The following is a 26,375-nucleotide window of genomic DNA, read 5'->3' on the forward strand; positions in this document are numbered from 1 at the left end:
CCGCTACTTGGCCGCCGTCGGCGCGGTGCGGACGCCGCGGACGGCGCCTTCGCCGGCCCAGAGCAGCCGACGGGCGGCCATGATGAAGGCGAGGCCCCCGAAGGAGATGATGCCGAGGAAGATGGCCCATTCGACGAGGGTCGGGGCGTATGACCCGGCCATCGCCCACATGTCGAGTTTGGCGCCGGCGGCCGGAGCCTGGCCGAGGGTGACGCCGGGCGCGCCGGGCACGAGCGGCAGGAGGAAGGAGGAGAACAGCAGCCAGACGCGTTTGCAGAATACGCCGAGGACTACGAGGCCGGAGGCGAGCAGTATCCTGCTTTTGATCTGGCGATTGGCGGCGCTGGCGAGGATGACGAAGGGCACGAGCAGGCCGAGGACGACCTGCACCCAGAAGAACGGCGCCAGCGGGCCGCTCAGCAGCAGTCCCAGGGCGGCCGCTACGCTTTCTTCGCCGGGGTAGGCGGCTGTCAGCACTTCGCTGAAGACGAAGAAGGCGTCGACGGCGACGAAGGCGGCCAGCAAACCGGCAAGGCTGGCATAGAGCTTGGGTTCGACCTTGTAGTCGGATACCTGCTCCAGCACGGCCAGGACGATAATGAGGAGCGCCAGGCCGGAATCGAGAGCCGAGGCGACGAACAGCGGCGCCATGAGGGCGCTGTGCCAGCTGACGCGGGCGATCTGCAGGCCGAAGATCCAGGCCGTGACCGAGTGGACAAGCACGGCGGCCGGCAGGGCGACTGCCGAGAGGGTGGCCAGCTTGCGGTTATCGGGGACGGGCCGGGTCATCTGCCTGAGGTAGAGCAGCGACACGATCAGGTAGAGGGCGATGACGACGACGTCCCAGATGAGCGGCGACTGGAACTGGGGATAGATGAACAGGTAGAGTATCCTCTCGGGGCTGCCGAGGTCGACGACGATGAACAGCCCGGCGAGGATGATGCAGACCGTCGAAAGGATGACGGCCGGTTTGGACACCGCCTTGAAAGCGGGGATGTCGAAGACGGTGGCCGAGGACGAGACGATGAGGCCGCCCGCCGACAGGCCGACGAAGAACATGAAGGAGGTGATGTACAAGCCCCAGGACACGATGTTGCGCATCCCGGTGACGATAAGCCCGTTGCTGAGCTGGTAGATCCAGGCGCCAAGCCCCAGCAGCGTTAAGAGACCCATTATTCCCAGGTATAGGTTGTAATTACCTCTTTTTTCCACAATATCGCCCCCTTTCAGCGCAAGTAGTAGATTTGCGGTTTTGTGCCTTTTTCGGCGAGCAGCTGCTGGCCGCCGCGTTCGCGGATGGCTTGGGAAACGTCGCTGTTCGGGTCGTTAAGGTCGCCGAACTTGCGCGCCTTGGCCGGGCAGACTTCGACGCAGCGCGGTTCCTGGCCCTTGGAGGTACGCTCGACGCACAGCGTGCATTTTTCCATGACGCCTTTGGGGCGGGCCGGGGCTTCGCCGTAGGAATGGCCGGGTTCGCGGACGGGGTTCTGCCAGTTGAAGACGCGGACGTTGTAAGGACAGGCGGCCATGCAGTAGCGGCAGCCGATGCAGCGGTCGTAGTTGATCAGCACCCGGCCGTCCTCGTCCCGGTAGGTGGCGCCCACCGGACAGACTTTGACGCAGGGGGCGTTTTCGCAGTGGAGGCAGGCGAGCGGCATCCAGCTTTTGTGCAGGTGGGGGAATTCGCCGCGGGCGGTGTCGACGTCTTCGCCGCCGTCGGTGAGGATGCGGTTCCACAGCATGCCCATCGGCACATTGTTCTGCATTTTACAGCCGAGCGCGCAGGTGTGGCAGCCCATGCAGCGTTTGAGGTCAATTGTCATGCCTAGCTTTTTGGCCATTATTTAGCACCCCCTGCCTTTTTGACTTCGACCAGGGTGTCGTTGAAGGGGATGACCGGCCCGTGGATAAGCGGATAACCGCGCGGGTTGTTGGCGTTGTTGGTGACGTTTTGGAGGTTGCCGGCCGCAAAGTATTTCGACCACCAGCCCTCGCTCACTCTGATGGAGCCGGGGCGCATATCCGGGGTGGCCTGGTAGCGGGCCTGGAACTTGCCGCGGTCGTTGAAGACCTCGACGAGGTCGCCGTTATTCAGGCCGCGGGGTTTGGCGTCGCGCGGGTTCATCTCCACCTTCGGTTCTTTGATGATCTGGGTTATCCAGCGGGCGTTGGCGAAGGAGGAGTGGGCCCGGTAGCGGGTGTGGGCCTGGCTGAACTGGAGCGGGTATTTTTTGAAGAGCGGGTTGTGCGGCGAGGCTTCCTGCGGCTCCTCGTAGGAGGGGAAGCCGGCGTTGAAGGGCAGCAGCATTTGCGAGTAAAGCTCGATTTTTTTGGTGGGGGTGGCGTATACCTGGTTCATGTTGCTGCGGAAGGGCTCCATCGGCGCGTTGAGGCGCTGGATGTAACGGTTGGCTTTGAGGGTCTCGACGGTTATGCCTTTGAGGGGCGGGGCCGGGTCCTTAAGCCGCGCGCGGTTGAGGTCTTCGGGGGTCTTGGGCAGATACTGGTCCAGGCCAAGCTTGGCGGCCAGCTCCAGCTCGATGCGGAAGTCGGTTTTGCTCTCGAACAGCGGGTCGATGACCTTCTGCATCATCATGATGTGGTTGCGGCGGACCTGGAGGTTGTACGAGTCGTACTCCATCTCGAAGTTGGTGCAGGTGGGCAGGACGATGTCGGCGTAGTTGACGGTGTCGTTGTGGAAGATGTCGACGACGACGACGAGGTCGAGCTTTTTGAGCCAGGCGGCTGTCTGATGGGCGTTGCCCAGCCACTGGTTGAGGGTGTTGCCCTGGATTATGACCGCCCGCACGGAGTTGGGCTTCTGGGGGAAATCGGTGGCCGGCATTTCGGGCTTGGCGGGGGCGAAGCCCTTGTCCTTGGGAAGGGGCCAGCCCCTGAACGGCGCGAAATAGCCGGGAAGGTGATGGTTGGCTGCGCCGACGCCGCCGCCGATGCGGCCGATGTTGCCGGTGAGCGCGGCGAGGATGCCGGCTGCCCGGCCGAGGCTGTCGGCGTGGTACCATTTGTCGGGACCGCCCCAGCCCCAGGCGACGACGGCCGGCCCGCCGGTGGCGTACTGTTTGGCCAGGTCTTTGATGACCTGTTCGGGCACTTCGGTGATTTTGGCGGCCCACGCCGGCGTGTTGTTTTTGGTGTGTTCTTTGAGGGCGGCGAAGACGGTCTGCAGTTTGACGCCGTCGGCGGCGAAATCGCCTTCGAGTTCGGGCTGGATGCCGGGAGCGTCGTAAGGCTGGAAGGAGCCGGAATTCTTGTCCCACACCTGGAACTTGTCGCCGATTTTGAACAGCTTTTTGTCATCTTCCCGGATGAGGAAGGGGGCGGTGCTGTTCTTGCGGAGATATTCCTCGTTGTACCATTTATTGACGAATACCTGATTGATAAGTGCCATAATAAGGGCGGTATCGGTGCCGGGACGCAGGCTGATCCACTGATCGCAGCGGGTGGTGGTTGTGGAATAGGACGGGTCGATGGAGATAATCTTGCAGCCGGCTTCCTTGGCGTCATAGAAGAATTGGGCGTCGGTCATCGAGGTTTCCAGGAAGTTGTTGCCGATAAGCAGGATGGTCTTGGAGTTGACCCAGTCGGTGACTTCGTTGTTCATGGGGCCGAACAAGCCGGCGCCGGTGACCTGGTTGAGCCCGCCGGAAATGCCGATGTCGATGCCGGCGTGATTGGTGAACTGGGCGCCGAGCTTCGTCGCCAGCGAGAACATCGGGTGCTCAACGCCGGAAGAGGCCTTGAGATAGATGGATTTGCCGCCGTGTTTGTCTTTGAGTTCCTTGAGCTTGTTGGCGACGGTGGTCAGAGCCTCGTCCCAGGAAATTTCGACGAATTTGCCTTCGCCGCGCTCGCCGACGCGTTTCAAGGGTTTCTTGATGCGGTCGGGGCTGTAGACCCGCTCAAGCTCCGACAGGCCGCGCAGGCAGATGAGGGAGTGGCGTTTGTCCGGCCATTCGTTGGCCTCTAGCTTGACCAGTTTGCCGTCTTTCACGGTGCACTTGAACGAGCAGCGTCCGCCGCAGTTGGGGGGATGGTAGGTGTAGGCCACTTTCTCCTTGGGGTCGTCGGCGGCGTCTGAGGTGCGCAGCCACTTGCTCACGGGCGGCAGTGCCCCGCACGCTCCCAAGGCTGCCCCGGCCAGACCCGTTTTGATGAAGGTCCGCCTAGATAATCCCATTGTTACTTTCCCTTCCTTTCCTTTTCGTTTTTTGTTTAAATATAACGCGAATTTATGCGATGTATGGCGAAAAGTTATATGTGATATATAACAATATATAAAGCGATGCTTATAACAAAGATTATTCCGGGAAGGCAATCGCCATTTAGACAAAAAAAGACCCTATAACTATAATCATAAAGTTAATAGGTCTTTTAATAAATTATCCGAAAGTATAGTCTTTTTACGTTTTATCCCATTTCCCGTTGCGGCATCAGCCGCGCCAGCATTGTCCTGCTGCCGATGCCGAGCTTGGCGTAGATGTTTTGCAGCGCCTTTTTGACGGTGGCTTCTTCGATGACAAGTTTCTTGGCGATATTCCGGTTGGACAGGCCGGCGGCGACCAGCCCGGCGATTTCCCGCTCGCGGGCGGTGAGGTTAGCCGGGCCATTTCCCGTTTTCTCCGCCGCCCGCATGGCGGCCAGTTTTTTGGCGTAGGCGGCGTAGGTTTTCTTAACTCTGGCGACGAAACCGGCATACCGGTCGTCTTTGCCCAGCTCGCCGAGAATGGCGCCGATGTGTTCGCCATTTTCGACGAAGGGCATGATGAGCCCGTCGGCGGCGGCGATTTCGGCAGCCTGCCTGAGGGCCGCGTGCGCTTCGGGGCGATGCTGCAGCCGGTGATGGGCCGCCGCCACGTAGATGTGTGTATATACCTGGCCGAGCAGATTGGGAAATGCGTAGGCGACATCGAGGAACCGCCCGGCCAGTCCGAGGAGCTTGAGGTATTGCCCGCTTATCAGCAGCGACTTGCCGTAGACGATGTTGAAAGCGGCGTAGGCGGGAAAGTAGAGCGAGCTATCTTTCATATCGCCTTTCGCGATCCAGGCGGGGATTTTCTCCACTTGGTCGAGGCAGGCGTAAAAGGAGCCTTCGCACAACTCCAGCATGTGAATATTATGATACCGTTTCTGCCGTTTGATATCTTCCCGCGCTTGCTGGAGAACGGTTTTAACCGACGCTAGGTTTCCTTTCAGTATATCGAGCTTCACAAGGAGAAATAAAATACAGATCACTATCGCCATTTGCCCCTGGGACTGCGCGACGTACATGGCTTTATTCGCCATGATTTCCGCATTTTCAAAGTCGCCGGTATAGTAATGGCGTTCGGCCTGCATGACAAGCTCCGCTCCCGCACCATGGCCGCCGGTAAGGTGGCAGTAAAGAGGCATGACGGCGGTGAATTCCGCCACTTCTTGCGCCAGCTGCCCGCTTTCGCGGTAAAACATATAAAGGACGGACGGTGAGCCGAAGGTCCACAAGGCCTTTTTGTCGATGAATCTTGACGGTCCCCTCAGCAGCAAGGCGGCTTTTTGGAGATGCTCGGACATCCCCGCGATGCTGTTATATTTGGCGAAACTGCACAGTAATTCGAGTTCTCCCGCCAGTTGGGCCTTAGTGTTTTCGTCGCTTTCGAATTGTTCGATATAGACGCGGATTTCCGCGCACTGTTCGGCAAAAAGCTTTTTCTCATTGAACACGAAGAGATAAACGGCATAGACCAGCCAGGCCCAAGGACGCGCTTTTTTAACGGCTGCCGGGCACTCGCGGAAATAACGTATTATTTTTTCTTTGTGCTCGGTGTTTATGGTGTGCCCTTTAGCAAGTTCGAGCGCCGCCAATAAGCCGTCGAAATCGCCGGCCTGATAATAGGCGTCCAAGGCGCGGATATGGTCGCCGCTGCCCGCATACCATTTCCCCGCCGCGCTCAGGACGGCCCGCCGGCGGTCCTGCCCCTGCCTCTCCAGCATCTCCCGCAGGTAGTCGGTGAAAATGTTGTGCATCCGATAGGTTTTGTTATAATTGTCGTATTTGATGAAGGCGTTGTGACTCATGAGATAACTCAGCATCGCTTCGACGTTATCCTCAGGCCACATCGCTTTCGCCTGCGCCAAGGTGAAGCTGTCGAAAACGCAGACGGTTAAGAGAAATTCTTTCACTTCCGCCGGATACTGCCGGTAAACGGCCTTCTCGATGAGTTCGGTCAGATTGATCTGCCGCTCAAGCAGCCCATCCCTTGCAAAGTTCAGCATGCTGAGGTAGAGGGCGCTGATCCAGCCTTCGGTGTAGGAATAAAGTTCAGCGGCTTCATGAGGTCTCAGCCTTATCCCGCACTGCTTGTAATAGGCGATGATTTCGCCCCGATCCAGCTCGAATTTGCTTTTGTCGATAAAATAACAGTACCCTTTCAGCGCAAGTTCGGTGGTATTTTCGCCGAATGTCGCCCTGGATACGATGATGATATGCAGGGTGGGCGGCGCCGTTTTTACCATAAGTTCGAGAAACTGTTCGACGTTCTTCGATGTCAGCAGGTGGTAATCGTCGAATACGATGACCGTCCTCTCCGGGAACGCGACGTCTTCGATGATTTCCAGCGCCGCATCCATAAAGATGCTGTTGTTGGGGATGCCCAGTTCGGCTAATCTATCGGCACAGCCGGCGTCGATCTTTTTCAGCATGCGGCAGAACCCGCGCCAAAACCCGCTCACCGAGTCGTCGACCACTGTCTGCCACAATATCTTGGCATCGCTATTTTTTAATGACTCTTTGACGGCCGTGGTTTTACCGTAGCCCATCGGCGCTTCCACAACGGTCAGCGGGTATTCCCAGATTCTGCTCAGGGCCTGTCTGAGAGGCTGGCGCATGTACAGGGCAGTCGGGTTGAAACGGGACACTGAAAAGCACCTCCCTGACAGCAACGATTTGGCCGCGCTGGATTTTCCCCTGTCTCAGCCGGATAATAACAGTTATTAACAATATTTTAGCACAATTTAGCATTATATTGTATATTTTGGCAAATTTTGTCGGACGAGGATATCGCGGCGGCAGCGCATCGATTAATCCGTCGGCAGGTGTCAGGACAGGATATCCCAGAGCAGCATGAGATTGAGCGCCGTGACGGTGACGCCGATCAGCGCCAGCATGGCCCTCTGGCGGCGGGAATTGGCGTATTTGCCCATGACCGCGGCGGAGGAGGTGAGGTATATCTGCAGGAATATCGTCCCGGGCAGTTGGAGGCTGAGGGCGACCTGCGAGTAGATGAGCGCCCGGAAGGCGTCGTCGATGAACAGCAGGACGGCGAGGGCCAGGCCGTAGGTAAGCGCGACCCCGGTCCAGGAGTGCCGGTCCTTGATGTCGTAAGGTTCCCGGAACATGCCGGCGAAGATGCTGCCGCCGGCCATGCCGGCGGTGGTCGTGGAGGCGATCCCGGAGAACAGCAACGCGACGGCGAAAACGAGCGCCGCCCCCTGCCCCATCAACGGCTGGAGCATGTGCTGGGCCTGCTGGAGTTCGCTGACCGGCACGCGGTTGGCAAAAAACACGGCGGCGGCGACGAGGATCATGGCGCTGTTGATCGCCCAGCCGATCCCCATGGAGAGCAGGGTGTCGAGGAATTCGTATTTCAGCTGCCGCTTGATGGTCGCGTCATCCTCAAGGTTCCATTGGCGGCTCTGGATTACCTCGGAATGGAGGAAGAGGTTGTGGGGCATGACCACCGCCCCCAGCACGCCCATGACGACAGCGAGCGAGCCGGGGGGGATGGCCGGCGATACCCAGCCCGCGGCCGCCTGCGGCCAGTCGAGCTGCACGAGGCTGAGCTCGTACAGGAAGGATACGCCGATAAGCGAGACGAAGCCGATGATCATTTTTTCGAGCCTGCGGTAAGAGTTGGACCACAGCAGCCAGGCGCACAGCAGCGCCGTCAGCAGCGCCGCGATCTTCAGGGGAACGCCAAACAGCATGTTGAGCGCGATGGCCCCGCCGAGGATTTCGGCCATGGCGGTGGCGACCGCGGCAGCCACGGCAGACAGCAGGACGGTGCGGGAGACCCACGGCCGCAGGTGGACGCTCGCGGCCTCGGACAGGCACAGGCCGGTGACGATGCCCAGATGGGCGGCGTTGTGCTGAAGGATTATCAGCATTATGGTTGCGAGGCTGACCATCCACAGCAGCACATACCCGTACCCCGCGCCGGCGGCCATGTTTGTCGCCCAGTTGCCGGGGTCGATAAAGCCGACGGTAACAAGGATCCCCGGGCCGATGTAGCGCAGGATGCGCCGGGCCTGCAGGCTGATTTCGTGTCGCATGTCGAAGTAAGCCGCCAGTGATTTGAACAAGGTGTTTTCCCCGCTTGCTTTAATTTTTATTTATAAGTATTCTCCGCTAGATTTTTTTATCCCTTTGTCGGCCGCCCCGCCGCGCAAAAGGCCCGCCAGACGGCAGAAAAAGGCTCCGGGATTTCTTCCCGGAGCCTTCGATGCGACCGATGAGCCGGAGTGATCAGAGGGAAAACTTCTGGTTGAATTCGCTCAGCACTCTGTTGCTGCCGTCGTTGACCACGCTGCGCACGCCGTTGCCGAACACCGCCGGCGGGCCCGAGCGCCGCTCCACGGAGTAGTTCTGGACGTACTCGCCTTTCTTGACGTCGACATACGCCGCCCGCAGCATGACATCGGCATAGTCGATCTCGTCCGATTCGTACGAGTGGGTGGTGGTTTTGCCGTCCTTGTCTTTCCAGTTGTCGAAGTGGGTCTGCATGTGGCGGGATACTTTCGCGTCGCCGACGACGACCAGCAGGAAGTCGACATTCTTGGTCTTGCCGAATTCCAGCAGCTGCGCGAGTTTCATTTCCCGCATCAGGCCGATGGAGTCGGGGAGGATATCTTTTTTGCCCAGAAAGACGGTCAGCTCCCCTTCGGGGATATTCCGGACGGTGAAAGCCGTCTTTTTCGCCGTTTTGTCGTTGACGGCCCCGCGGAACATGTCGGTCGGTTTGGCGTTGTGCTCGGCTCTCATCGAATCGGTGAGCAGCAGAACTACCCCAAGCACCGGCTTCGCTTCCGGCTGCACGGCCGCCTCTTCGGCGGCGGTCAGGCTCATCCCCGGCAGCAGCAACAGCAGAACGCCGATAATTATGATATTTACGCGCCTTAACAATCCTGTCACTTTTCTTCACCCTTCCTGTCCGCGAGCGGAAAATTTGGCGCAATCCGCCGTTTATTTGCTATTTTCTGCGTGTTGGCGACTTTTCCTGCCGGCGCGGCGAAGGGAAAAGGCGCGCCGGCTTTTCGGTCGGCGCGCCTGCGATTCCGCTTTTAGCTATTTGTTCCGCTTAGTCTGCGCTGCAGCATCCTGGCGGGGATGGTGAAGACGAGGTTGAAGATCAGGATGGTGATGACCAGCAGGGCGCCGGTGCCGTTGGCGATTTCGATCCGGTCGGGCACGAGGCCGACGGCCATTACGTACCACATGTGGACGGCGAGCGTTTCGCCGGCGGCAAGGAGGCTGGGGTCGGGCAGCTGGCGCGATACGGTCGTGCCGGCGGTGAAGATGAGGATGGCCGATTCGCCCAGGGCCCGGCCGGCGGTGAGGGTCAGGCCGGTGATCATGCCGGGCAGGGCGGTGGGCAGCACTACCCGCCAGATGGTCTGCCATTTGGTCGCCCCCAGGGCGAGGCTGGCTTCGCGGTACTGGAGGGGAACGGTCTTGATCGCTTCTTCGGTGACCCTGACGAGCACCGGGATGTTGAGCAGGGAAAGGGTGAGCGCCCCGCCGATGATGCTGAAGCCGAGGCCGAGGGTGTTGACGAAGATGATCATGCCGAACAGGCCAAGCACGATGGAGGGTACGGTCGCCAGGCTTTCGGTGCTGAGGCGGATGAGGTCGGTGAGAGCGCCCTGGCCGGCGTACTCGGCGAGGTAGACGCCCGCTCCGACCGCCACCGGGATGGAGAAGGCCATCGAGAGGAAGAGGATATAGAAGGAGTTGAAGAGCTGCGGGCCGACGCCGCCGCCGGCACGGGTATCGGTGGACATGCCGGTGACGAAGTCCCCGGTCAGCACCGGCAGTCCTTTGTAGAGGATGTAGGTGAGGAAAGCGGCCAGGATGCCGAGGATGATAAGGCCGGCCAGCCACAGGCCGCAGTTGGCGGCCCGGTCGATCATCCGGGGGCGGATAAGCCGTTTGTCTTTGAATACTACCGGTTCGCGGCCGATTGCTTCAGCGTTCATTTCAAACCGTCCTTCCTGCGGCCACCCGCCGGATAATCAGGATCATCGCCATCGATAACAGCAGCAGCACCAGGGCCATGAGGAAGAGGGAGTTGCCCCAGGCCGAGCCGAAGGGAGTGTTGCCCATTTCGACGACGATTTCGCTGGTGAGGGTGGAGGTGGGCATGAAGAGCGAGCGGGCGATCTGCGGGGTGTTGCCGATGACCATCTGGACGGCCATCGTTTCGCCGACCGCCCTCGCCATGGCGAGGATGATGGAGGTGAGGATGCCGGGCAGGGCGGCCGGCAGGATGACGCCGGTGATCGTCTGCCAGCGGGTGGCCCCGAGGGCGAGCGAGCCTTCTTCGAGGGCGCGGGGGACGGAGCGGATGGCGTCTTCGGAGATGCTGATGATGGTCGGCAGGATCATGACGGCGAGGATGGCGGCCGCGGCGAGGAGGCCGAAGCCGGTGTTGACGCCGAACTGGACGCGGATGTAGGGGACGAGGATGGTGAGGCCGATGAAGCCGTAGACGACAGAGGGGATGGCGACGTACAGGTCGGTGGCCGGGCGCATGATGTCCCGCAGGCGCGGCGGGGCGATTTTGGCCATGAAGATGGCGCCTGCCAGGCCAAGGGGCGCGCCGAGCAGCACGGCGAGGACGGTGACGTATACCGAGCCGAGGATGAAGCTCAGGGCGCCGAATTTGCCCTCGGTGGGGTCCCATTTGCCGGCAAGGAAGAAATCGGCCGGGCTGACTTCTTTGAAGGTCATCAGCCCCTGCTGGCCGACGAAGACGATGATGGCGGCGATGATGACGGTGAGCAGCAGGGCGCTGGCGATGAAGAGGTAGCGCATATAGCGGTCGTAGGCCAGTTTGAGGTTGTGGTTGCCGGTGTTGACCAGTGATGATGCCATGTCGTTTTCTCCCCCGAAGTCTTAGGTCTTGTATAATTTAATTATAAGGACTGTCTGTTAGGCGATTGTTAATGTCAGGTTAAGTTTTGGTTAAGTTTATAGAAAAACGGCGGCGGCGCCTGAAATGCCTGCAGATGCCATGTTGCCAAGAAAGCCCCAGATGCAAGGCGCGCCGGAGGTTGACACCGGAAGCGTACACGACGGTACGCTGAGGATGGCAGCCGAGGAGCAACGCCGCAGATGGGGCTTTATCGGCAACATGGCGGCGGCGCCTGAGCGCCGCCGCCATGTTTTATGCAATTACTTGGGCATTTTCGTGACGGGTACGAAGCCTTGCTTCTCGGCGTATTTTTCCTGGAAGTCCTTGCTGGTGGCGTAGTCGATGAAGGCTTTCACGGCGCCGGTGGGCTGGCCTTTGGTGTACATGCGGCCGAATGTGTAGACAGGGTATTTGCCGCCGGTGACGTTTTCGAGCGAGAATTTGACGCCGTTATAGGCCAGACCTTTTACCGACTGGTCGACATAGGCGGCGTCAACATAGCCGATGGCGCCGGGGGTGGAGGCGATGGCGGCCCGCACGGCCCCGTTGGAGTCCTGGATGACGGCGTTGTCGGTGAAGGACGCGCTCTTCATGACGACTTCCTGGATGGTGGCGCGGGAGCCGGAGGATTTGGCGCGGTGGATGATGGTGATGGCCTGGTCTTTGCCGCCGACGTCCTTCCAGTTGGTGGTTTTGCCGCTGAAGATGGCTACGTACTGTTCGGGGGTGAGGCTGTCGACGGTGACGCCGGGGTTGACGATGAATACGAAGGGGATGCCGACGAGTTTGTGTTCGACGAGGCCGGCGCTCTTGAGGCTGTCCTGCAGGCCGACGTCGGAGTTGCCGATGTTGACCGACCCGGCGGCCACCTGGTTCTGGCCGGTGAACGAGCCGCCGCCGGCGATATTGACGGTGACTTTGGCGTGGAGCTTCTGGAATTCTTCCTGGGCGGGTTTGAGGAGCGGCAGCAGCGCCGTGGAGCCGGAGGCGCTCACGGTGCCCTGGATTTCGGCCGCCGCCTGTTTGGGCTGCTCGGACTTGCTTTGCCCGCAGCCGGCCAGCAGGCCGAGGCTGAGGCTAAGTACGAGAATAGCTGCCATAATCTTGGAAACTTTTTTCATGATTACCCTCCTAGATTGTGATAGTATGTCTTCGCCTAAATTATAACGCAGGGCGCATGGTGCTTGTGTTAAGGCTGTGTTAAGGTTATGTTAAAGTTTGGCGGCCTATTTTTTTTAGCGGCCCGGCCTGTTATTATGGTAGTATAATCGTCCGCCAAGTCTCGCTTATCGGGGGTAACGCGATGTTTTCATCAGGCATCCGCAACCGTTTGATCGCCTCTTTCGTGCTGCTGGTCGGCGCCACGCTGCTGGCTCTCGGCAGCTATGTCCTGTGGTTTTTTCACGAAAATAACACCGAGCGGCTGACAGGCAATCTCCTGACGGAAGCTAAGATCGCCGAGCAGCTCCTCCACCCCTACATGCGGGGGCCGCGCGAGAAGGCTTCCATCGAAACGCTCCTCAAGGAGCTGGCGACCAAGGTGGACCACCGCATCACGATCATCGACAATGACGGCACGGTGCTGGCCGACTCGTGGGAGAACCCGGCGGTGATGGAAAATCACCTGCAGCGCCCGGAGGTGGTCGATGCCATCGCCGGCGGGCATGGGGTCGCTATCCGCTACAGTTCGACGCTCAGGGAAAACTTTTTGTATGCGGCCATCCCCATGCGCGACGGCGCGGAAACCACCGGCGTAATCCGGGTGGCGGCGACTCTGGCGCATGTCGAGGCCGGCTTCGGCCAGATCAGGAATGTCCTGCTGCTCGCTTTCTTCATTACATCGGTGCTTGCCGTGCTGCTGAGTTTTCGCCTGGCCCGCAGGTACACCGCTCCGCTGGAGGCGATAACAAAAGTTGCCCGCCATATGGGCCAGGGCCAGCTCAGCAGGCGCGTCCATATCCGCACAGGCGACGAGATCGAGGTCTTGGGCCACACGCTCAACAACCTCGCCGCCAGCCTTGACGACAAGCTCAACGAGATTGTCGCCGAGAAACGGAAACTCGAACTGATACTGGAGAATATGGACAACGCCGTCATCCTCCTCGACCGCTACGGGAAGGTGACGGACGTCAACCGGCAGGCGGCGGCGATGTTCGGCGTCACCCCGGCCATGCTCGGCCAGCACAATATCCAGGTTGTCGGCCTCAGCGCCCTGGAGAAGGCGGTGCGGCAGACGGTCGAGGAAGGGCAGAGCCGCCACATCGATCTGAAAACAAATCTGTCCGGCGTCAAGCGGGTCTTCCAGGTTTTTCTCGCCCCGACCTTCAGCCCCGAAAATGAGCCCGCCGGCGTGCTGTGCGTATTCCACGATATCACGGCTCTGAAAGAGGTCGAGGAGCGGCAGGCCGAATTCGTCGCCAACGCTTCCCACGAACTGGGGACGCCGCTGACCGCTATCAAAGGCTTCGCCGAAACGCTGCTTGACGGGGCGCTGTCCGATCCCAAGCTGAGCGTGCAATTCCTCACCGTCATCCAGGAAGAAGCCGACCGGATGCACCGGCTGGTGAAGGAGCTGATGCAGTTGGCCCGTCTCAATTCGGCCGAATACCGCCAGCAGGTAAGGCTTGAGCCGACCGATGCCGGGAAAATGGCCGGCGCGGTCATCAGCCAGCTTTACCCCCAGTGGCACGCCAAGAAGCTTGATGTAAAACTGGTCGCGGGCGAGGAGCCGGTGCTAGCCCTGGCCAACCCCGACTGGCTCACCCAGGTGCTCGTCAACCTGCTGGACAACAGCATCAAGTTCACCCCGCCGGGAGGAAGAATAACGGTATCCTGCAGCCAGAACGCCGGTAACGCCGTGATTACGGTCGAGGATACGGGCAGCGGCATCCCGGCGGCCGATCTGCCGTTCATCTTCGACCGCTTCTACCGGGTGGATAAGGCCCGCGTCCGCGAAGGCGGCGGCAGCGGTCTGGGCCTGTCGATCGTCAAGTTCATCGTCGAGACGCTGGGCGGCGCGATCACCGTGAAAAGCAAGGCCGGCGAGGGAACGACGTTCACGATCACCCTGCCGCTGGCCGGGTAAAAGACCCGCTTATGAGAAAGAGACCCTTACGCGCTTCACAGGCGTAAGGGTCTTTTATAATTTTATTTCTTGCGAAGTCTTTGGCCGGTGACGAGGTATATAACCCATTCGGCGATGTTGGTGGCGTGGTCGGCGATCCGTTCGAGGTAGCGGCCGACGAAGATGAGCTGGGTGGCCTGGCCGATCGTCCGCGGGTCTTCCATCATGTAGGTGAGCAGTTCGCGGAAGACCTGCTGGTAGAGGTCGTCGACCTCGTTATCCGCCAGGCATACCTTTTCGGCGAGGGCGATGTCCATCTTCATGTAGGCTTCGAGCGAGTCGGCCAGCATTTTCTGGGCCATGCGGGCCATGCGGGGGATATCGACGAGGGGCTTGATCAGCGGCTGGTTGGCCAGCCTGACGGTTACTTTGGCGATATCGAAGGCATGGTCGCCCATCCGTTCGAGGTCGGTGGTTATCTTAAGCCCGGTGCCGATGATTCTCAGGTCGCGGGCCATGGGCTGCTGCCTGGCTATCAGCACCATGCACTTGTCCTCTATATCCATCTCCAACTGGTCGATGACGTCATCGCCGGCGATGACCTTTTTGGCCAGCTGTTCGTCCTGCCTGGCGAGCGACTGGACGGCATCCTCGATCGACTGGCCGACAAGCTCGCCCATCCGCAGGATTTCCTGGCGCAGGGTCTCCAGTTCTTTTTCGTAAGTCTGGCGCATCTTCTTCTCTCCTTTAACCGAAACGACCGGTGATATAGTCTTCGGTGCGTTTATCCTGCGGGCGGGTGAAGATGGTGTCGGTATTGCCGCATTCCACCAGCTCGCCGCTGAGGAAAAAGGCCGTTTCCCCGGAAACCCTGGCGGCCTGCTGCATGTTATGGGTGACGAGGACGATGGTGTATTTCTCTTTCAACTCGGCGATCAGTTCTTCGATTTTCATCGTCGATATGGGGTCGAGCGCCGAGCACGGCTCATCCATGAGCAGCACCTCAGGGTCGACCGCGAGCAGGCGGGCGATGCACAGCCGCTGCTGCTGACCGCCCGACAGGCCCATGGCCGACTGCTTCAGGCGATCTTTCACCTCGTCCCACAGGGCGGCGCCGGTGAGGCTCTTTTCGACGATGCCGTCGAGGGCGGCCTTGTCCTTGATGCCGTGGACCCTGGGACCATAGGCGATATTATCGTATATCGACATCGGGAAAGGGTTGGGGCGCTGGAAGACCATCCCCACCCGTTTGCGCAGCATGACAACGTCGGTGTCGGGATGATAGACGTCCACGCCGTCGAGCAGCACTTCGCCCTCGATCGAGACGTTTTCGATCAGGTCGTTCATTCTGTTTATCGTCCTAAGACAGGTCGACTTGCCGCAGCCCGAGGGGCCGATCAAGGCCATGACGCTGTTTTTCCGGACCGCGAAGGACACTTTTTTCAGCGCCTGCGTATCGCCGTAGTAAAGGGATAGTTTGTTGATGCGGATCTTGTCGCTCATCCGGCATAATCCTCCTGGTGGGTTCTCTCCTTTGAACTATACCATGTATCGCCGGAGTATTTGTTAACGTTTTGTTAAAAGTATGTTAATTGTTGCAAAGCCCCGGAGCGGGGCCGTCGGGCGGGAGGCGAAAACGGCCGGCCAGCTTTTCGAGAAGCCGCTTGACGGACACCGCGCCGCAATATTTCCCTTCCCGCGCAACGAGGATGTGGTCGTAAACGTTGCCTGCGAGACGGGCCATGGCGCGTTCGGCGACGGCGCCAAGCGGCGTCGCGCAGTCGACGATCAGCGGGCGCCGGTTCATGAGCAGGCGGACAGGTCTGTTCATGTATAAGGCTTTTCCATAGTTGCCGGCCAGGCTGGCTATGAGTTCGTGCTTCATCACCAGGCCGACGGCCTGCCCTCCGTCCACGACCGGCAGGCCCTGGATCTGAGGCAGGCTGGCGAAATAATCGAGCACCTGGCCTACCGTCATTTCAGGGGCGATGTCGGGAATTGGCCGCGCGATTTCCCCGACAGGCACGGCATGGGGACTGCGCTGACGATCGCCGGTCTTTCCCCGGTTGATGGCGATAATCGTGTCCCTGATATCTGGCGCGATATCCACGAACGCGGGCGCCGGTTTCTGCAGATAGAAGCCCTGCCCGTAAGGAATGCCGATGGAAATGACGGTTTCCAGCTCGTCCCTGGTTTCGATGCCTTCGGCGATTATCTGGCTGCCGGTTAGCAGCGAAATATCGTGGAGCGCCTTCATCATCGCCTGTTTGAGGCCGTCCTTGTCGATATCGTGGACAAGCGCCATGTCGACTTTTATGAAATGGGGGCGGGTTTCAGCCAGTGTTTTGAGGCCGGAGTAGCCTGCTCCCGTATCGTCGATAGCTATTCTGTAGCCCTGGCTCTTATAGTTGTCGAGGATGCGGCAGAAGCTTTTGTAGTCGCTGATTGCCGTCTTCTCGGTGATTTCGAATATGACGTTGCCGGTCTCGGCGCAGTAGTTCTGCAGTAATTCCCTGGTGAGCCCCTTTTGGAAACAGTGGTCGTTTATGATCTGCGGATCGACGTTGATAAACAGCATCTTGGACGCGATTATGCCTTTCGCTTTTTCCAGGGCTTTGGTGCGGCACAGGTATTCCAGCTCCCAGATGAGGTCGCCCTCGGCGGCGGCGGCAAAAAGGGCGTCGGGGCGTTCGAGCGTAGACCCCTGCGGTCCGCGGCTCAAGGCTTCGTAACCGATAACGCTTCCGTCCGTCAGCGAGGCGATTGGCTGAAAAACCGGCATGATTGCCTGCCGGTCGATGATTTCTTTCAGTTCCCGTACGGTGTCGGTATGTGTTTCGTGCAGGCTGGCTTTCCCGAAAAACTCGGGCAGCCGGCCTTTGGCCACAGCAAGGATTGTCAAGATATACCTCCGGAGAAGGCTGAGTATTTTGCAGCGATGTCAATGTCAGGCGACCGCTTTGTACCCGGCAACGGCGGTCGTTATGTCGATGCCCGCCTTGACGGCTTCGTTGGCGAAATGCCACAGCAGTCCGGCGGTGGTCCGCTGGGCTAGCGGCAGCATGATTTCCGTGGCGCTATGGTAGGAAGCTTCGTCGTCTTCCCGTTTGACGGCGTCGAAGAAATCGGCGGCGACAACTGCGTTGGCGAGCAGCAGCGAGCAGGGCGCCCGTCCCTCGCCGTACACGCCGCGGGTTGTGACCGCATAGCGGTCGAAGCGCTGTTCGACCCAGGTTTCGTATTGTTTGTGACCGTCCAGTATTTTGGCACGGGCGTGGTGGGGCACGCACATGTCCTGCACCAGATGGGCGGCCGCGCCGAGCAGGAACGCGGCCCGGCGCAGATCCGCGCGCCGCAGCGAGAACAGGGCCATCCGGTAGTAGGCCGCGAACTCGTGCCGCGCGCTGGCGAAATGCCATAAGCCCTTGCCCGAGGCGGGCTCAAAGTAATGATGGACGTTCTTCCAGCCCTGATCCGCCCAGTAGACGCCGCAATCGAGCTCGCGCCTGAACAGCTCAAGAAATTCCGCGTACCGGGTAAAGCCGTCGCTGCGGAGAATTTGCAGCGCCTGGCGATTGCAGAATTCGTGCGTAATCCCGGGACGGTCGAGCATGCCCTGCAAAGGGGCAATGGCGGTCAGCAGCAAGTGCAGGCACAATTCCGACGCGCTGGTTTTTCCGTTTGTGTTCATGCTTCCTCCTTGTCAGGTTTAAGTGAGCGATTAGCCGGCGGGATTCACCCGCTGCGCCGCGAGACGGCTGGCGATGACGGCGGCGATTTCCGGGGCCGCTTTCGGCCGGCCTATAGCCGCCGCCCTGGACTTCATGCCGTCCAGCAACTCCCGATCCGACAGCATCCTGGCGACGATGCGGCCGAGGCCGGCCGTGCCGTCCGCCCTTACGGCCGCGCCCCGCCTTACGAGGTAGGCGGCGTTGTCCTCTTCCTGGCCGGGAAGGGGACTGTAGAGCAGCAGCGGCGTCCCGGTGGCCAGCGCTTCGCTGCAGGTCAGCGCTCCCGGTTTGGTGATGAGGAGGGTGGCGTCGGCCATCAGTTCGTGAATCTTGTCGGTGAAACCCAGCGTCACGATGCGGTGGGGGGATCGCCCGGCGGCGGCTTCCACTCTTTGCCGCAGAGCGTCGTTGCCGCCTGTCGCTACAGTGATTTGCAGCGGTTCGCCGACAGCCGCCAGGCTGTCTACCGCCTCTTCTACCGCGCCGAGCCCCAGGCCGCCGCCCATAACCAGGATGGAAGCCGCTCCGTCCGGCCGGCGGCGGGGCGTCCGGCCGGCGAACCCGGCCGCTACCGGAATGCCGGTGGCGTAAACGCGCCCGCTATGTATGTTAAGCGCCTCCAGCGCGGTCTTCATCTCCTGGCTGGCGACGAAGTACAGGTCGATTTCCCGCTGGACCCACAGGCGGTGCACGGCGAAATCGGTGAGCACAGCCGCTGTCGGGAGGCTGATTCGCCGACTGCGGCGCAAGGCGGCCGCCGCGCAGCAGGGAAAGGGATGGGTAAAGACGACGATGGCGGGGCGGTGTTCATCCAGCAGGTGCAGCAGTTTTTTCCTCATGAGGAGCGCGGTCAGGCTGCCGAGGTTGGCGCCCGCTATCGGCTCCTGCGACCAGCGGTAAAGGTGGTCGTAGGCGTGAGGGAAAACGTCCAGCATTTTCAGGTAGGTGTCTTTGAGGAGGCGGCTGGGTGTATCCCGGTCGTCGAGGAAATCGACCACCGTCGCCTGCGATGCGAACCGTCCGTCGAGCAGCGCGGCGCGAACGGCGTGCGCCGCCCGTGTGTGCCCCGAGCCGATCGAGGCGGTGATGATCAGCGCTTTTGTGTCGATGGCGGTAGCCTCCCTTCGTTTCTGTCAGTTTCATTGTAGCAGCATTAAATTACCGGGCTGTTAAGGCAATTTTAAGTCTGTGTTAAATTTTCGGGTTTGAGCCTTTCCCTTTTCGCCACGGGGGCAAAAAAAAAGACCGCGGGCTTGCAGCCCCGCTGTCTCAATCTATTTTTTGCAGCCGATAGCCGACGCCGCGCACCGTTTCGATGGCCTCCGCCAATGCCTGGTCGGCTGACAGTTTCAGCCGCAGATGGCGGATATGGACGTCCACCGTACGGGTGTCGCCGGCGTATTCGTACCCCCAGACTTTCTCCAACAGCTGCTCGCGGGTGAATGCCTTGCCGGGGTCGGTGACAAAGCATTTGAGCAGTTCGAATTCTTTCGGGGTCAGCGCCAGCTTTTCCTGGCCGAGGAAAGCCTCGTACCTGACCAGGTTCATGCGCAGGCTGCCGAATGCCAATTCTTCCGACTGGTGCGGGTCTTTATGGCTGCGGCGGAGTACCGCCTTGACCCTTGCTACCAGTTCGCGGGGGCTGAAGGGCTTGGTTACATAGTCGTCGGCGCCCATCTCCAGACCGAGGATTGTGTCGATTTCCTCCGCCTTGGCGGTTAGCATTATTACCGCGATGCCGGCCGTCTCCGGTATGGTCTTGATAACTCTGCATACTTCAAGGCCGTCTATGCCCGGTATCATTATGTCAAGAATTATCAAGTCGGGCCTTTCCTTATTGATCATTTTCAGGCAGGAGATGCCGTCCTCCGCTTCGATCGCGGTAAAGCCCTCCCTCTCCAGGTTGAATCTGACCAACTGACGAATATTGGGTTCGTCGTCGACGATCAAAATCTTGTCTGCCATTACTGCGGCCTCCATTCAATCAGCCTGCGCCAATCTTGGCTGCGCGGGCTTTTGCATATTTGTGTTCAATCCTCTGTGTTCCATATCCTGCGCCGACTGTTGCCGATTTCTTAAGTTATCGTTAAGGGAAGGTTAAGCTTTGGGAAACCACCTTCCGGCCATAGGAAAATCATGGTACCATCGAACCAAAAATGACAGTGAGAGGTCAGAAGCATGCGCATATCAAGCCTATCGTCACCCAGCGACCGGGGAAGGACCCTGCTATCCGGGTTATTGCGACGCCCGCCAGCCGACGCCGGCGGGAAAAACGGTCTCGCCAGCGGTTTCTCGTCGCTCACCGTGCGCGCCGCCATTTTTATTGTGACAACTTGTGCCATCCCGATACTCATTCTGGGATGGTATTTTTCCCACCAGACGGCGGATAGTCTGACCGCGGCCGCCATCGACCGCAACAACAAGGTGGCCGAGCGGGTCGCCAGCGATATCAGCCTGTACGTGCAGGCCAAGAAGAATTTCCTGGCGGCGACCAGCGGCAAGGAAGAGATCCGCTCGCTCGATCCGCTGGCGGCGAAGAAGTACCTTGTTCAGGTGCAGCCATACTATGGCGGCAACGATGCCTTGTTCATCGCCGACCGCGCCGGCAATCAGCTCTGCCGCACCGACGCCTCCCCCCCGGTCAGCATCGGCGACCGCGATTACTTCCGCGCCGCCCTTGGCGGAACCATCAGTTTTTCCGACCCCGTTTTCAGCAAGGTGACCAATCAGCTCACTATCCTCGGCGCCGCGCCTATCTATGGCGGCGGCAACACGGTCGCCGGCATCCTGGGAGCCAATTTGTCGATTTTGAATCTGCAGACACGGGTGGAGGCGATACTATCGCAAAATCCGGGGTACGCCGCCGTTCTCCTCGACAAGCGCCGCGTGCCGCTGTACAATCAGCACAACCCCTCTTCGGTGGAAAACCAGGAGACGTTACAGGAAGAGGTCTACGCCGCAGCCGTCAAAAACAAAACAGGCGACACGTCCGGTAATATACGGAACCAGGAGTTCCTCGCTTCTTACCGGGCGGTGGAGAACACCGACTGGGTCGTTGTGTCCCTTTTCCCCAAAGACAAAGCCCTGGAGACAATCGGCACCATGCTTCAGCACAGTACCCGCGTGGCGCTTCTGCTGGTAGCGATTTTCGTTGTTGCCGGCCTGCTGGTCACCCGCCGGGCGCTGGCTCCGCTTAAAGAGCTTGAGAAAGGCGCCCGCCAGGTAGCCGCCGGCGACCTGAGCGTCACGGTCACCGGGCAGCGGGACGACGAGCTGGGCCACGTGGCCGCGGCCTTTAATTCCATGACGGCGGGCCTGCGCGAACTCGGCGACGCGATGAAAACTTCATCGTCGCACATCTTCTCCTCCACCGCCAGCGTCACAGAGGCGGCCGGGCAGGCGAGCGAATCTTTTCAGCAGGTCTCCCAGTCTATCCAGGATGTGGCGGAAAGGATCAACTGCCAGAGCGAAGACACCGGCAAGACGGAAGCGCTGCTCGGCGAGCTGAGGACGATCAGCGCCGCGGTTTCCGGCCGTTCGCGCGCGATGGCAGCGGCTACCCGCGAATGCTCGTCCGTGGCCGGCGAAGGGCAAGAAGTCGTAAATCAGGCGCTCGATCATATGCGGCAGATTAAAACGACCGCGGAAACCACCGTGGCCAACATTACTTCCCTGGGAGCGAGCACCCGGGAGATCACCCGGATTACCGAGATCATCACTTCGATAACGAAACAGACCCAACTGCTGGCGCTGAACGCTTCGATCGAGGCCGCCAGGGCCGGCGAGGCTGGCCGCGGGTTCGCCGTGGTAGCCGGCGAGGTTCAGAAGCTTGCCGAGCAATCGGGAGAAGCGGTGAAAAATATCGCGGCGCTCGTCGGCGATGTTCAGGCGAAGACCGCCGAAGCCACCGCCGTTGTCCGGCAGAGCCTGGCGTTTATCGAACGGAGCGCCGGCATAAACGAGCAGCTTGGCGCCGCTTTCGGCCATATTGTCGACGCCATTGGCAAGACCCGCGGCGAGGCGGACGAGATCACGTCCGCCTCCGAGCGGCAGCTCGCCTGCTGCCGGCAAGCCTTCGACGCCGTCGCCGGCATAGCCCGCTCGACGGCCGACAATAACACGACCATCCACGAAGTCGCTGCCGTCAGCGAAGAACAGGCGGCGGCGATCCAGAACATCTTTTTCTCTATCGAGCACCTTAAATCTCTCGCCCATGACCTTGACGGGATAGCACAGAAATTCAAGGCTTAGGATATGAGCCTTGTCGTCAAAGATTAGCATATTTTAACAATACCTTAACACGGATTTACGGGCAGCTGATTTATAATAAGCGTAGAGAATGCAGCAAAAGAGAGTGAAGTGGCGCATGTGAGAAAATCGCCAGGCCATCGGTCCCTAATCGCGCCCGAGCAAGCCCGGCTTTCCGACCCGTACGGTATGCCGGACAACGGCGAAGTGACCATCGGCGGTATCGCCAGGCAAAGTCTCGCGGTGGACGGGCAGAAGACGGTGGCCGAAACGAAAGATCTTTTCCCCGAAGGCACGCTGCAAGGCATCGTGGTTGTCGAAGACCAGAAGCCGGTCGGTCTGGTAATGAAAAATGAGCTTTATTACCGTCTGGGCAGCCAGTACGGCGTGCCGCTCTATTATAGACGCCCGATCCGCCTGCTTATGGATAAAGAGCCCCTGATCGTCGACGCCGGTATGCCGCTCGAAGCCGTTTCCCACCAGGCTATGGCCCGGCAGGAGAGCAAATTGTACGACCTGATTATCGTGACCAAAGGCGGCCGGTACTGGGGCACGGTTTCCATCATCGATCTGCTGCGGCAACTCACCGACAGCCAAATCCGCTCGGCCGCCAACGCCAACCCCCTGACCGGCCTGCCCGGCAACCTCGTCATCGAGGAACATCTGAAAAGACTGGTGGCCCAGCATGAACCTTTCGCCGTGCTGTACGTCGATCTCGATAATTTCAAGGCGTTCAACGACAGGTACGGTTTCGAGCAGGGCGACCGCGCCCTGCGCCTGACGAGCACGGTCTTGAACCAGGCGATCGCCGCCTGCAGCGACAGTCATGCCGATTTTCTGGGACATATCGGCGGCGACGACTTCATCATCCTCAGCCGACCGGAAAAAACGGACGCACTCTGCCAGGCCATCATCGTCCGGTTCGACCGGGAATTTCGCGCCCTTTACTCTCCCGAAGACCTGGCGCGGGGCTTCATAACCGTTCCCAACCGCAAGGGCCAGGACGAGAATTTCCCTCTCACCACCGTATCGATCGCGGTTGTCGACAATACCGAACGACGGTTCATTAACTATCTCGAGCTGGGCGAAATCGCCGCCCAGCTTAAAAGGCGGGCCAAGGCCATCGAGGGCTCGGTTTACCTTATCGATCGCCGGCATAACGCAGGACAAAAATTAACAAAAAGTTAACAATCCGCCGCCAGGAAATTCCCCCGCCGACAGCCAACGCACTATATGGGAGGAATGCCCTATGTACATTATTTTCTTTCACACCGGCGAAGCAGAGGAAAAGACCAAGCAGGGCGAAAGCCGCTCCGTATTGACGAAGAATGGGGAGAAGGCTGTGATCGAGGCCGCTCAGGGGCTCGACCGGATCATCCCCCGGAAGGTCAAAACCCAGGTGTGGTCGAGCATGTCGCCCTCGGCATCCCAGACGGCCGAGCTTGTCGCCGAGGAGCTTGGCGTCAAGCGCCGCTTCCTGAGAACCCTTGACACCGACGACTTGTCCACCCTGCTGGCGACCGCCTTCGAACACTGCAGCGAAGAATGCCTTATCTTCGTCAGCCACCAGCCCTTCCTCGGCGACTGGTCCCGGAAGCTGACGGGCCTGAAGCTGCCTTTCAGCGAGGCTTCGGCTGCCGGCTTCACCGTCGAGAAGGAGACGACCGCCAAGGGCGAACTCCTGTGGTTTATCCGCCCCAAGATTTTGAAGCGCATCGGCTAAGCTGAAGAATATGGGCTAATTTCTTATGTCAGTCGCCTGATAAAGGCCGCAAAAAGGCTTCGCGTTTTCGCGAAGCCTTTGTCGTGGGTGGCGGCGGAGCGGCCATCGGTCTTTTCAGCGAATTTCCGGGGTTAAGGAACATCGATTATCGGTTCTTCCGACGTTTGGCAGGTTGAGCGAATAGACAGTTTTTCGCAAATAAAATCGGCGATTTTTTCCGCCAGGAGCCGGTAGGTGGTAAGTTTTCCGCCAATAACGCTGGCAAAGCCATGTAAGCCGTCACGCGAGTGGTCTATCAGTTCGAATTTGCAGGGTCTATCCCCTGCCTCCACGCCTGGCTCTGCCCGATATTGAGGCCGGATTTCCGTGCAGGTACGGAAAATATGGTAATAAGGCAAATCTTCGAATAAAACCTTGCCTGTATTGATTAGTGCCACGACTTCTTCAGTCGTGGGGACAAAATCGTCCGGTTTTTCCGCGGGCGAATAAGCAGTGCCCAATATCGTCATAGAGTCGTAAGGCACAAAGGTATCTCCGGGCGCCGGTCGGTGGAGACGGTTGATAATCCTGTTCGTAAAGCGATGATTAATGTAGATAAGCGTCCTGCGGGCCAGCGTGACGCTTAGCGTGATTCCTGCGAGCCGGGCGACCTTTCCTCCCCATGCGCCGGCGGCGTTAATAATGTAGTCGCAGCAGATCGTGTCTATCTGTCCTGTCAGGCTGTTGCGAATCCGCACCCCATCCACTTGGGTGTCCGTACGTTCTATTGCTGTGACTTCGCTGAATGTGAGCAAGTGGCCGCCATGCTTTTGGGCTGACAGCACATTCTGCCGGCACAGGCGAAATACATCGACAGAAGCGTCCGGCAATTTATATATCGCTTCCGCTCTCGCCGTAAGGTTCGGTTCCAGGCGATGCGCATCTTCCAACCTTGCTTCAGCTACGGGAATACCCGCCGCTTTGCATGCTTTGACCCATATTCCCTCATAACTTGGATCGTCTTCCGGCAGGCGGATAAAATACCCCGCGTTTTCTTCGATACAGTGTCGGCCGATTTTTCGGAGTACCGCGTTTTCTGCGGCGCACTCTTTAGCCGAGCCGGGGTCGTGTACTGCGTAGCGCCCGCCGCTGTGCAGCAGTCCGGGGTAGCCGGAGCTTGCCCCGAAGCCCAAATCATGCTCGGCGATTAAAATTGCTTTTACGCCGCGCAGCGATAAGTCGCGCAGGATGCCGACGCCTATCGCCCCGCCGCCGATTATGACCACCGTTGTTCTTTTCATACGTCCACCCTTCGAGCCCTTTTGCGAAGGCTATGACAGGCTCATTGGCGGCAAAAGCGATGTTTGCTTTTGCCGCCAATGCCGTGCTTTACCGATACCTATGCGTCGTAAAGAAACGCCCGGTTACAGGCCGAGGACGCCGAAGAACAGCCAGCAGGCCAATGCGCCGACCACCGACATGGAGAGACCCCAGATCAGCAGGTTGCGGAACAGCTTGGCTTTGTCTTCGTGGTCGCCCGCGCAGGCGATGCAGAGCGCGCCGAGGGTCGAAAGCGGCGAGCTGTCGACAAGGTGGGCGCCGACGTTGATCGACGAAATGAGCGCCACCGGGTCGCCGCCGCCGATTTCCTTGATCAGGCCGGGCACCATCGGCAGGAACATCGGCACAACCACGCCCGAAGAGCTGGAGTAGGCCGAGATGACGCCGGTGATGAGGCCGAGCCAGGCGTTGACCGTGACCGGGCCGGAGATGGCGCCGATCAACTGCACGAGAGCTTTCAGGCCGCCCGATTTATCCATGACTTCGATCAGCACGGTGACGCCGCAGACCATCATGATAACGCCCCAGGGCATGACCTTGATGGCTTTCTTGCTGTCGCCCGAGCCGGTCAGCATCAGCACGCCGGCGAGAATGAAGGCGATCGTGCCGACGTTGGATATCATATTGGCCAGCCACTTGTTAGCTTTGAAGAAGGGCTTCAGCGGGGCGAGGCCGGGCAGTACTACCAGGAGGATGAGCACAAAGACCATCGCCAGGGTGAGGAGCTGATGCCTGTCGAACGGCTCGGGCTTGGGGGCGAATTCGTCGATGTTAATCTTTTCGCCGCGCTGTTTGGTTATCCAGGCCCAGCCGCCGAGAACCATGAAGCCGGCGAAGTTGATGATGCCTTGGGCGACTTCGGAGTTGAAGTGAATCTTCCAGGCGAGGCCGCTGAGGTCGGTGAGGTTGAGTTGGGTGGCCATCTTGGCGATAAGACCGTTGGAGATGATGCCCGTGGGGGCGAAGGGCGAGAAGGCCGCGCCGTTGGCCGCGCCGACGACGACAAGCGTCATCAGGAAGGCGGACATGCCGATGCGGGTGGCGATCGCCATGGCCACCGGGGCCATGAGGGCGGTGCCGGCGATGTTGCCGGGGCCGATGGT

The 26,375-nt window shown here is 59.7% G+C and carries 21 protein-coding genes; 4 read left to right on the plus strand and 17 right to left on the minus strand.

Annotated elements, in window-relative coordinates:
- Positions 1 to 3: 3 nt before the first annotated feature.
- The 9 genes from nrfD to RIN56_11355 all read right to left on the minus strand — a co-directional run bounded on the left by nrfD (position 4) and on the right by RIN56_11355 (position 12,307).
- Positions 4 to 1,212, minus strand: coding sequence for an NrfD/PsrC family molybdoenzyme membrane anchor subunit (gene nrfD / locus RIN56_11315; GenBank protein MDR7867398.1), 1,209 nt, complete (start codon positions 1,210 to 1,212; stop codon positions 4 to 6).
- A gap of 14 nt (positions 1,213 to 1,226) precedes the next feature.
- A complete protein-coding gene (locus RIN56_11320) occupies positions 1,227 to 1,841 on the minus strand; it encodes a 4Fe-4S dicluster domain-containing protein (GenBank protein MDR7867399.1) in 615 nt (204 codons plus the stop codon).
- Positions 1,841 to 4,198 (minus strand): molybdopterin-dependent oxidoreductase, encoded by a 2,358-nt coding sequence (locus tag RIN56_11325; protein MDR7867400.1) that lies wholly within the window; start codon positions 4,196 to 4,198, stop codon positions 1,841 to 1,843. Before RIN56_11325 ends, RIN56_11320 begins: the two co-directional genes overlap by 1 nt.
- A 230-nt stretch (positions 4,199 to 4,428) precedes the next feature.
- A complete protein-coding gene (locus RIN56_11330; protein ID MDR7867401.1) occupies positions 4,429 to 6,912 on the minus strand; it encodes a LuxR C-terminal-related transcriptional regulator in 2,484 nt (827 codons plus the stop codon).
- Positions 6,913 to 7,092: 180 nt separating this feature from the next.
- Positions 7,093 to 8,325 (minus strand): Nramp family divalent metal transporter, encoded by a 1,233-nt coding sequence (locus tag RIN56_11335; GenBank protein MDR7867402.1) that lies wholly within the window; start codon positions 8,323 to 8,325, stop codon positions 7,093 to 7,095.
- A gap of 193 nt (positions 8,326 to 8,518) precedes the next feature.
- Entirely contained in the window at positions 8,519 to 9,184 is a 666-nt protein-coding gene (locus RIN56_11340) for a hypothetical protein (GenBank protein MDR7867403.1), read from the minus strand.
- Between the two features lie 149 nt (positions 9,185 to 9,333).
- Positions 9,334 to 10,194, minus strand: coding sequence for a phosphate ABC transporter permease PstA (gene pstA, locus RIN56_11345; GenBank protein ID MDR7867404.1), 861 nt, complete (start codon positions 10,192 to 10,194; stop codon positions 9,334 to 9,336).
- Positions 10,195 to 10,249: 55 nt separating this feature from the next.
- Positions 10,250 to 11,146, minus strand: a complete 897-nt coding sequence (gene pstC, locus RIN56_11350) for a phosphate ABC transporter permease subunit PstC (GenBank protein ID MDR7867405.1) — start codon at positions 11,144 to 11,146, stop codon at positions 10,250 to 10,252.
- 300 nt (positions 11,147 to 11,446) lie between these two features.
- Complete coding sequence (locus RIN56_11355; protein ID MDR7867406.1) at positions 11,447 to 12,307, minus strand: phosphate ABC transporter substrate-binding protein; 861 nt, start codon at positions 12,305 to 12,307, stop codon at positions 11,447 to 11,449.
- A 182-nt stretch (positions 12,308 to 12,489) separates the two neighbouring features.
- On the opposite strand from RIN56_11355, the gene RIN56_11360 reads away from it, so the two are divergent.
- Positions 12,490 to 14,271, plus strand: coding sequence for an ATP-binding protein (locus RIN56_11360; GenBank protein ID MDR7867407.1), 1,782 nt, complete (start codon positions 12,490 to 12,492; stop codon positions 14,269 to 14,271).
- A 62-nt stretch (positions 14,272 to 14,333) separates the two neighbouring features.
- Here RIN56_11360 and phoU read toward each other — a convergent pair whose 3' ends face one another.
- From phoU to RIN56_11390, 6 genes are all read right to left on the minus strand, one after another.
- Complete coding sequence (phoU, locus tag RIN56_11365; protein MDR7867408.1) at positions 14,334 to 14,984, minus strand: phosphate signaling complex protein PhoU; 651 nt, start codon at positions 14,982 to 14,984, stop codon at positions 14,334 to 14,336.
- A gap of 13 nt (positions 14,985 to 14,997) precedes the next feature.
- The gene (gene pstB / locus RIN56_11370) at positions 14,998 to 15,753 is read right to left on the minus strand and encodes a phosphate ABC transporter ATP-binding protein PstB (protein MDR7867409.1); all 756 of its coding nucleotides are present in this window, start codon (positions 15,751 to 15,753) and stop codon (positions 14,998 to 15,000) included.
- An 85-nt stretch (positions 15,754 to 15,838) separates the two neighbouring features.
- Positions 15,839 to 17,152 carry an EAL domain-containing protein gene (locus RIN56_11375; protein ID MDR7867410.1) on the minus strand — a complete coding sequence of 438 codons (1,314 nt, stop codon included), beginning with the start codon at positions 17,150 to 17,152 and terminating at the stop codon, positions 15,839 to 15,841.
- 45 nt (positions 17,153 to 17,197) lie between these two features.
- Positions 17,198 to 17,941: a zinc dependent phospholipase C family protein gene (locus RIN56_11380; protein MDR7867411.1), complete on the minus strand. Its 744-nt coding sequence runs from the start codon at positions 17,939 to 17,941 to the stop codon at positions 17,198 to 17,200.
- Positions 17,942 to 17,971: 30 nt separating this feature from the next.
- Positions 17,972 to 19,090 (minus strand): glycosyltransferase, encoded by a 1,119-nt coding sequence (locus RIN56_11385; protein MDR7867412.1) that lies wholly within the window; start codon positions 19,088 to 19,090, stop codon positions 17,972 to 17,974.
- 160 nt (positions 19,091 to 19,250) lie between these two features.
- The gene (locus RIN56_11390) at positions 19,251 to 19,946 is read right to left on the minus strand and encodes a response regulator transcription factor (protein ID MDR7867413.1); all 696 of its coding nucleotides are present in this window, start codon (positions 19,944 to 19,946) and stop codon (positions 19,251 to 19,253) included.
- Positions 19,947 to 20,219: 273 nt separating this feature from the next.
- Here RIN56_11390 and RIN56_11395 point away from each other — a divergent pair, with 273 nt between their 5' ends.
- The 3 genes from RIN56_11395 (at position 20,220) to RIN56_11405 (ending at position 23,952) form a co-directional block, all read left to right on the plus strand.
- Positions 20,220 to 22,232, plus strand: a complete 2,013-nt coding sequence (locus RIN56_11395; GenBank protein ID MDR7867414.1) for a methyl-accepting chemotaxis protein — start codon at positions 20,220 to 20,222, stop codon at positions 22,230 to 22,232.
- Between the two features lie 117 nt (positions 22,233 to 22,349).
- Positions 22,350 to 23,417, plus strand: coding sequence for a GGDEF domain-containing protein (locus RIN56_11400; protein ID MDR7867415.1), 1,068 nt, complete (start codon positions 22,350 to 22,352; stop codon positions 23,415 to 23,417).
- 61 nt (positions 23,418 to 23,478) lie between these two features.
- Positions 23,479 to 23,952 (plus strand): phosphoglycerate mutase family protein, encoded by a 474-nt coding sequence (locus RIN56_11405; protein MDR7867416.1) that lies wholly within the window; start codon positions 23,479 to 23,481, stop codon positions 23,950 to 23,952.
- Positions 23,953 to 24,083: 131 nt separating this feature from the next.
- Here RIN56_11405 and RIN56_11410 read toward each other — a convergent pair whose 3' ends face one another.
- Together RIN56_11410 and RIN56_11415 are read right to left on the minus strand one after the other, a co-directional pair.
- Complete coding sequence (locus RIN56_11410; protein MDR7867417.1) at positions 24,084 to 25,232, minus strand: FAD-dependent oxidoreductase; 1,149 nt, start codon at positions 25,230 to 25,232, stop codon at positions 24,084 to 24,086.
- 123 nt (positions 25,233 to 25,355) lie between these two features.
- A partial coding sequence (locus tag RIN56_11415; GenBank protein ID MDR7867418.1) for an SLC13 family permease occupies positions 25,356 to 26,375 on the minus strand: 1,020 nt, incomplete at its 5' end.

The sequence above is a fragment of the Sporomusaceae bacterium genome (genome assembly GCA_031460455.1).
Taxonomy (GTDB): Bacteria; Bacillota; Negativicutes; order Sporomusales; family UBA7701; genus Anaeroselena.

Excerpts from the sequence above, each read along its gene's own strand:
- RIN56_11320 (MDR7867399.1), bottom strand. The coding sequence starts at position 1,841 with ATGGCCAAAAAGCTAGGCATGACAATTGACCTCAAACGCTGCATGGGC.
- RIN56_11325 (MDR7867400.1), bottom strand. The coding sequence starts at position 4,198 with ATGGGATTATCTAGGCGGACCTTCATCAAAACGGGTCTGGCCGGGGCA.
- RIN56_11335 (MDR7867402.1), bottom strand. The coding sequence starts at position 8,325 with ATGCGACACGAAATCAGCCTGCAGGCCCGGCGCATCCTGCGCTACATC.
- pstC (MDR7867405.1), bottom strand. The coding sequence starts at position 11,146 with ATGGCATCATCACTGGTCAACACCGGCAACCACAACCTCAAACTGGCC.
- RIN56_11355 (MDR7867406.1), bottom strand. The coding sequence starts at position 12,307 with ATGAAAAAAGTTTCCAAGATTATGGCAGCTATTCTCGTACTTAGCCTC.
- RIN56_11360 (MDR7867407.1), top strand. The coding sequence starts at position 12,490 with ATGTTTTCATCAGGCATCCGCAACCGTTTGATCGCCTCTTTCGTGCTG.
- phoU (MDR7867408.1), bottom strand. The coding sequence starts at position 14,984 with ATGCGCCAGACTTACGAAAAAGAACTGGAGACCCTGCGCCAGGAAATC.
- pstB (MDR7867409.1), bottom strand. The coding sequence starts at position 15,753 with ATGAGCGACAAGATCCGCATCAACAAACTATCCCTTTACTACGGCGAT.
- RIN56_11380 (MDR7867411.1), bottom strand. The coding sequence starts at position 17,941 with ATGAACACAAACGGAAAAACCAGCGCGTCGGAATTGTGCCTGCACTTG.
- RIN56_11390 (MDR7867413.1), bottom strand. The coding sequence starts at position 19,946 with ATGGCAGACAAGATTTTGATCGTCGACGACGAACCCAATATTCGTCAG.
- RIN56_11405 (MDR7867416.1), top strand. The coding sequence starts at position 23,479 with ATGTACATTATTTTCTTTCACACCGGCGAAGCAGAGGAAAAGACCAAG.
- RIN56_11410 (MDR7867417.1), bottom strand. The coding sequence starts at position 25,232 with ATGAAAAGAACAACGGTGGTCATAATCGGCGGCGGGGCGATAGGCGTC.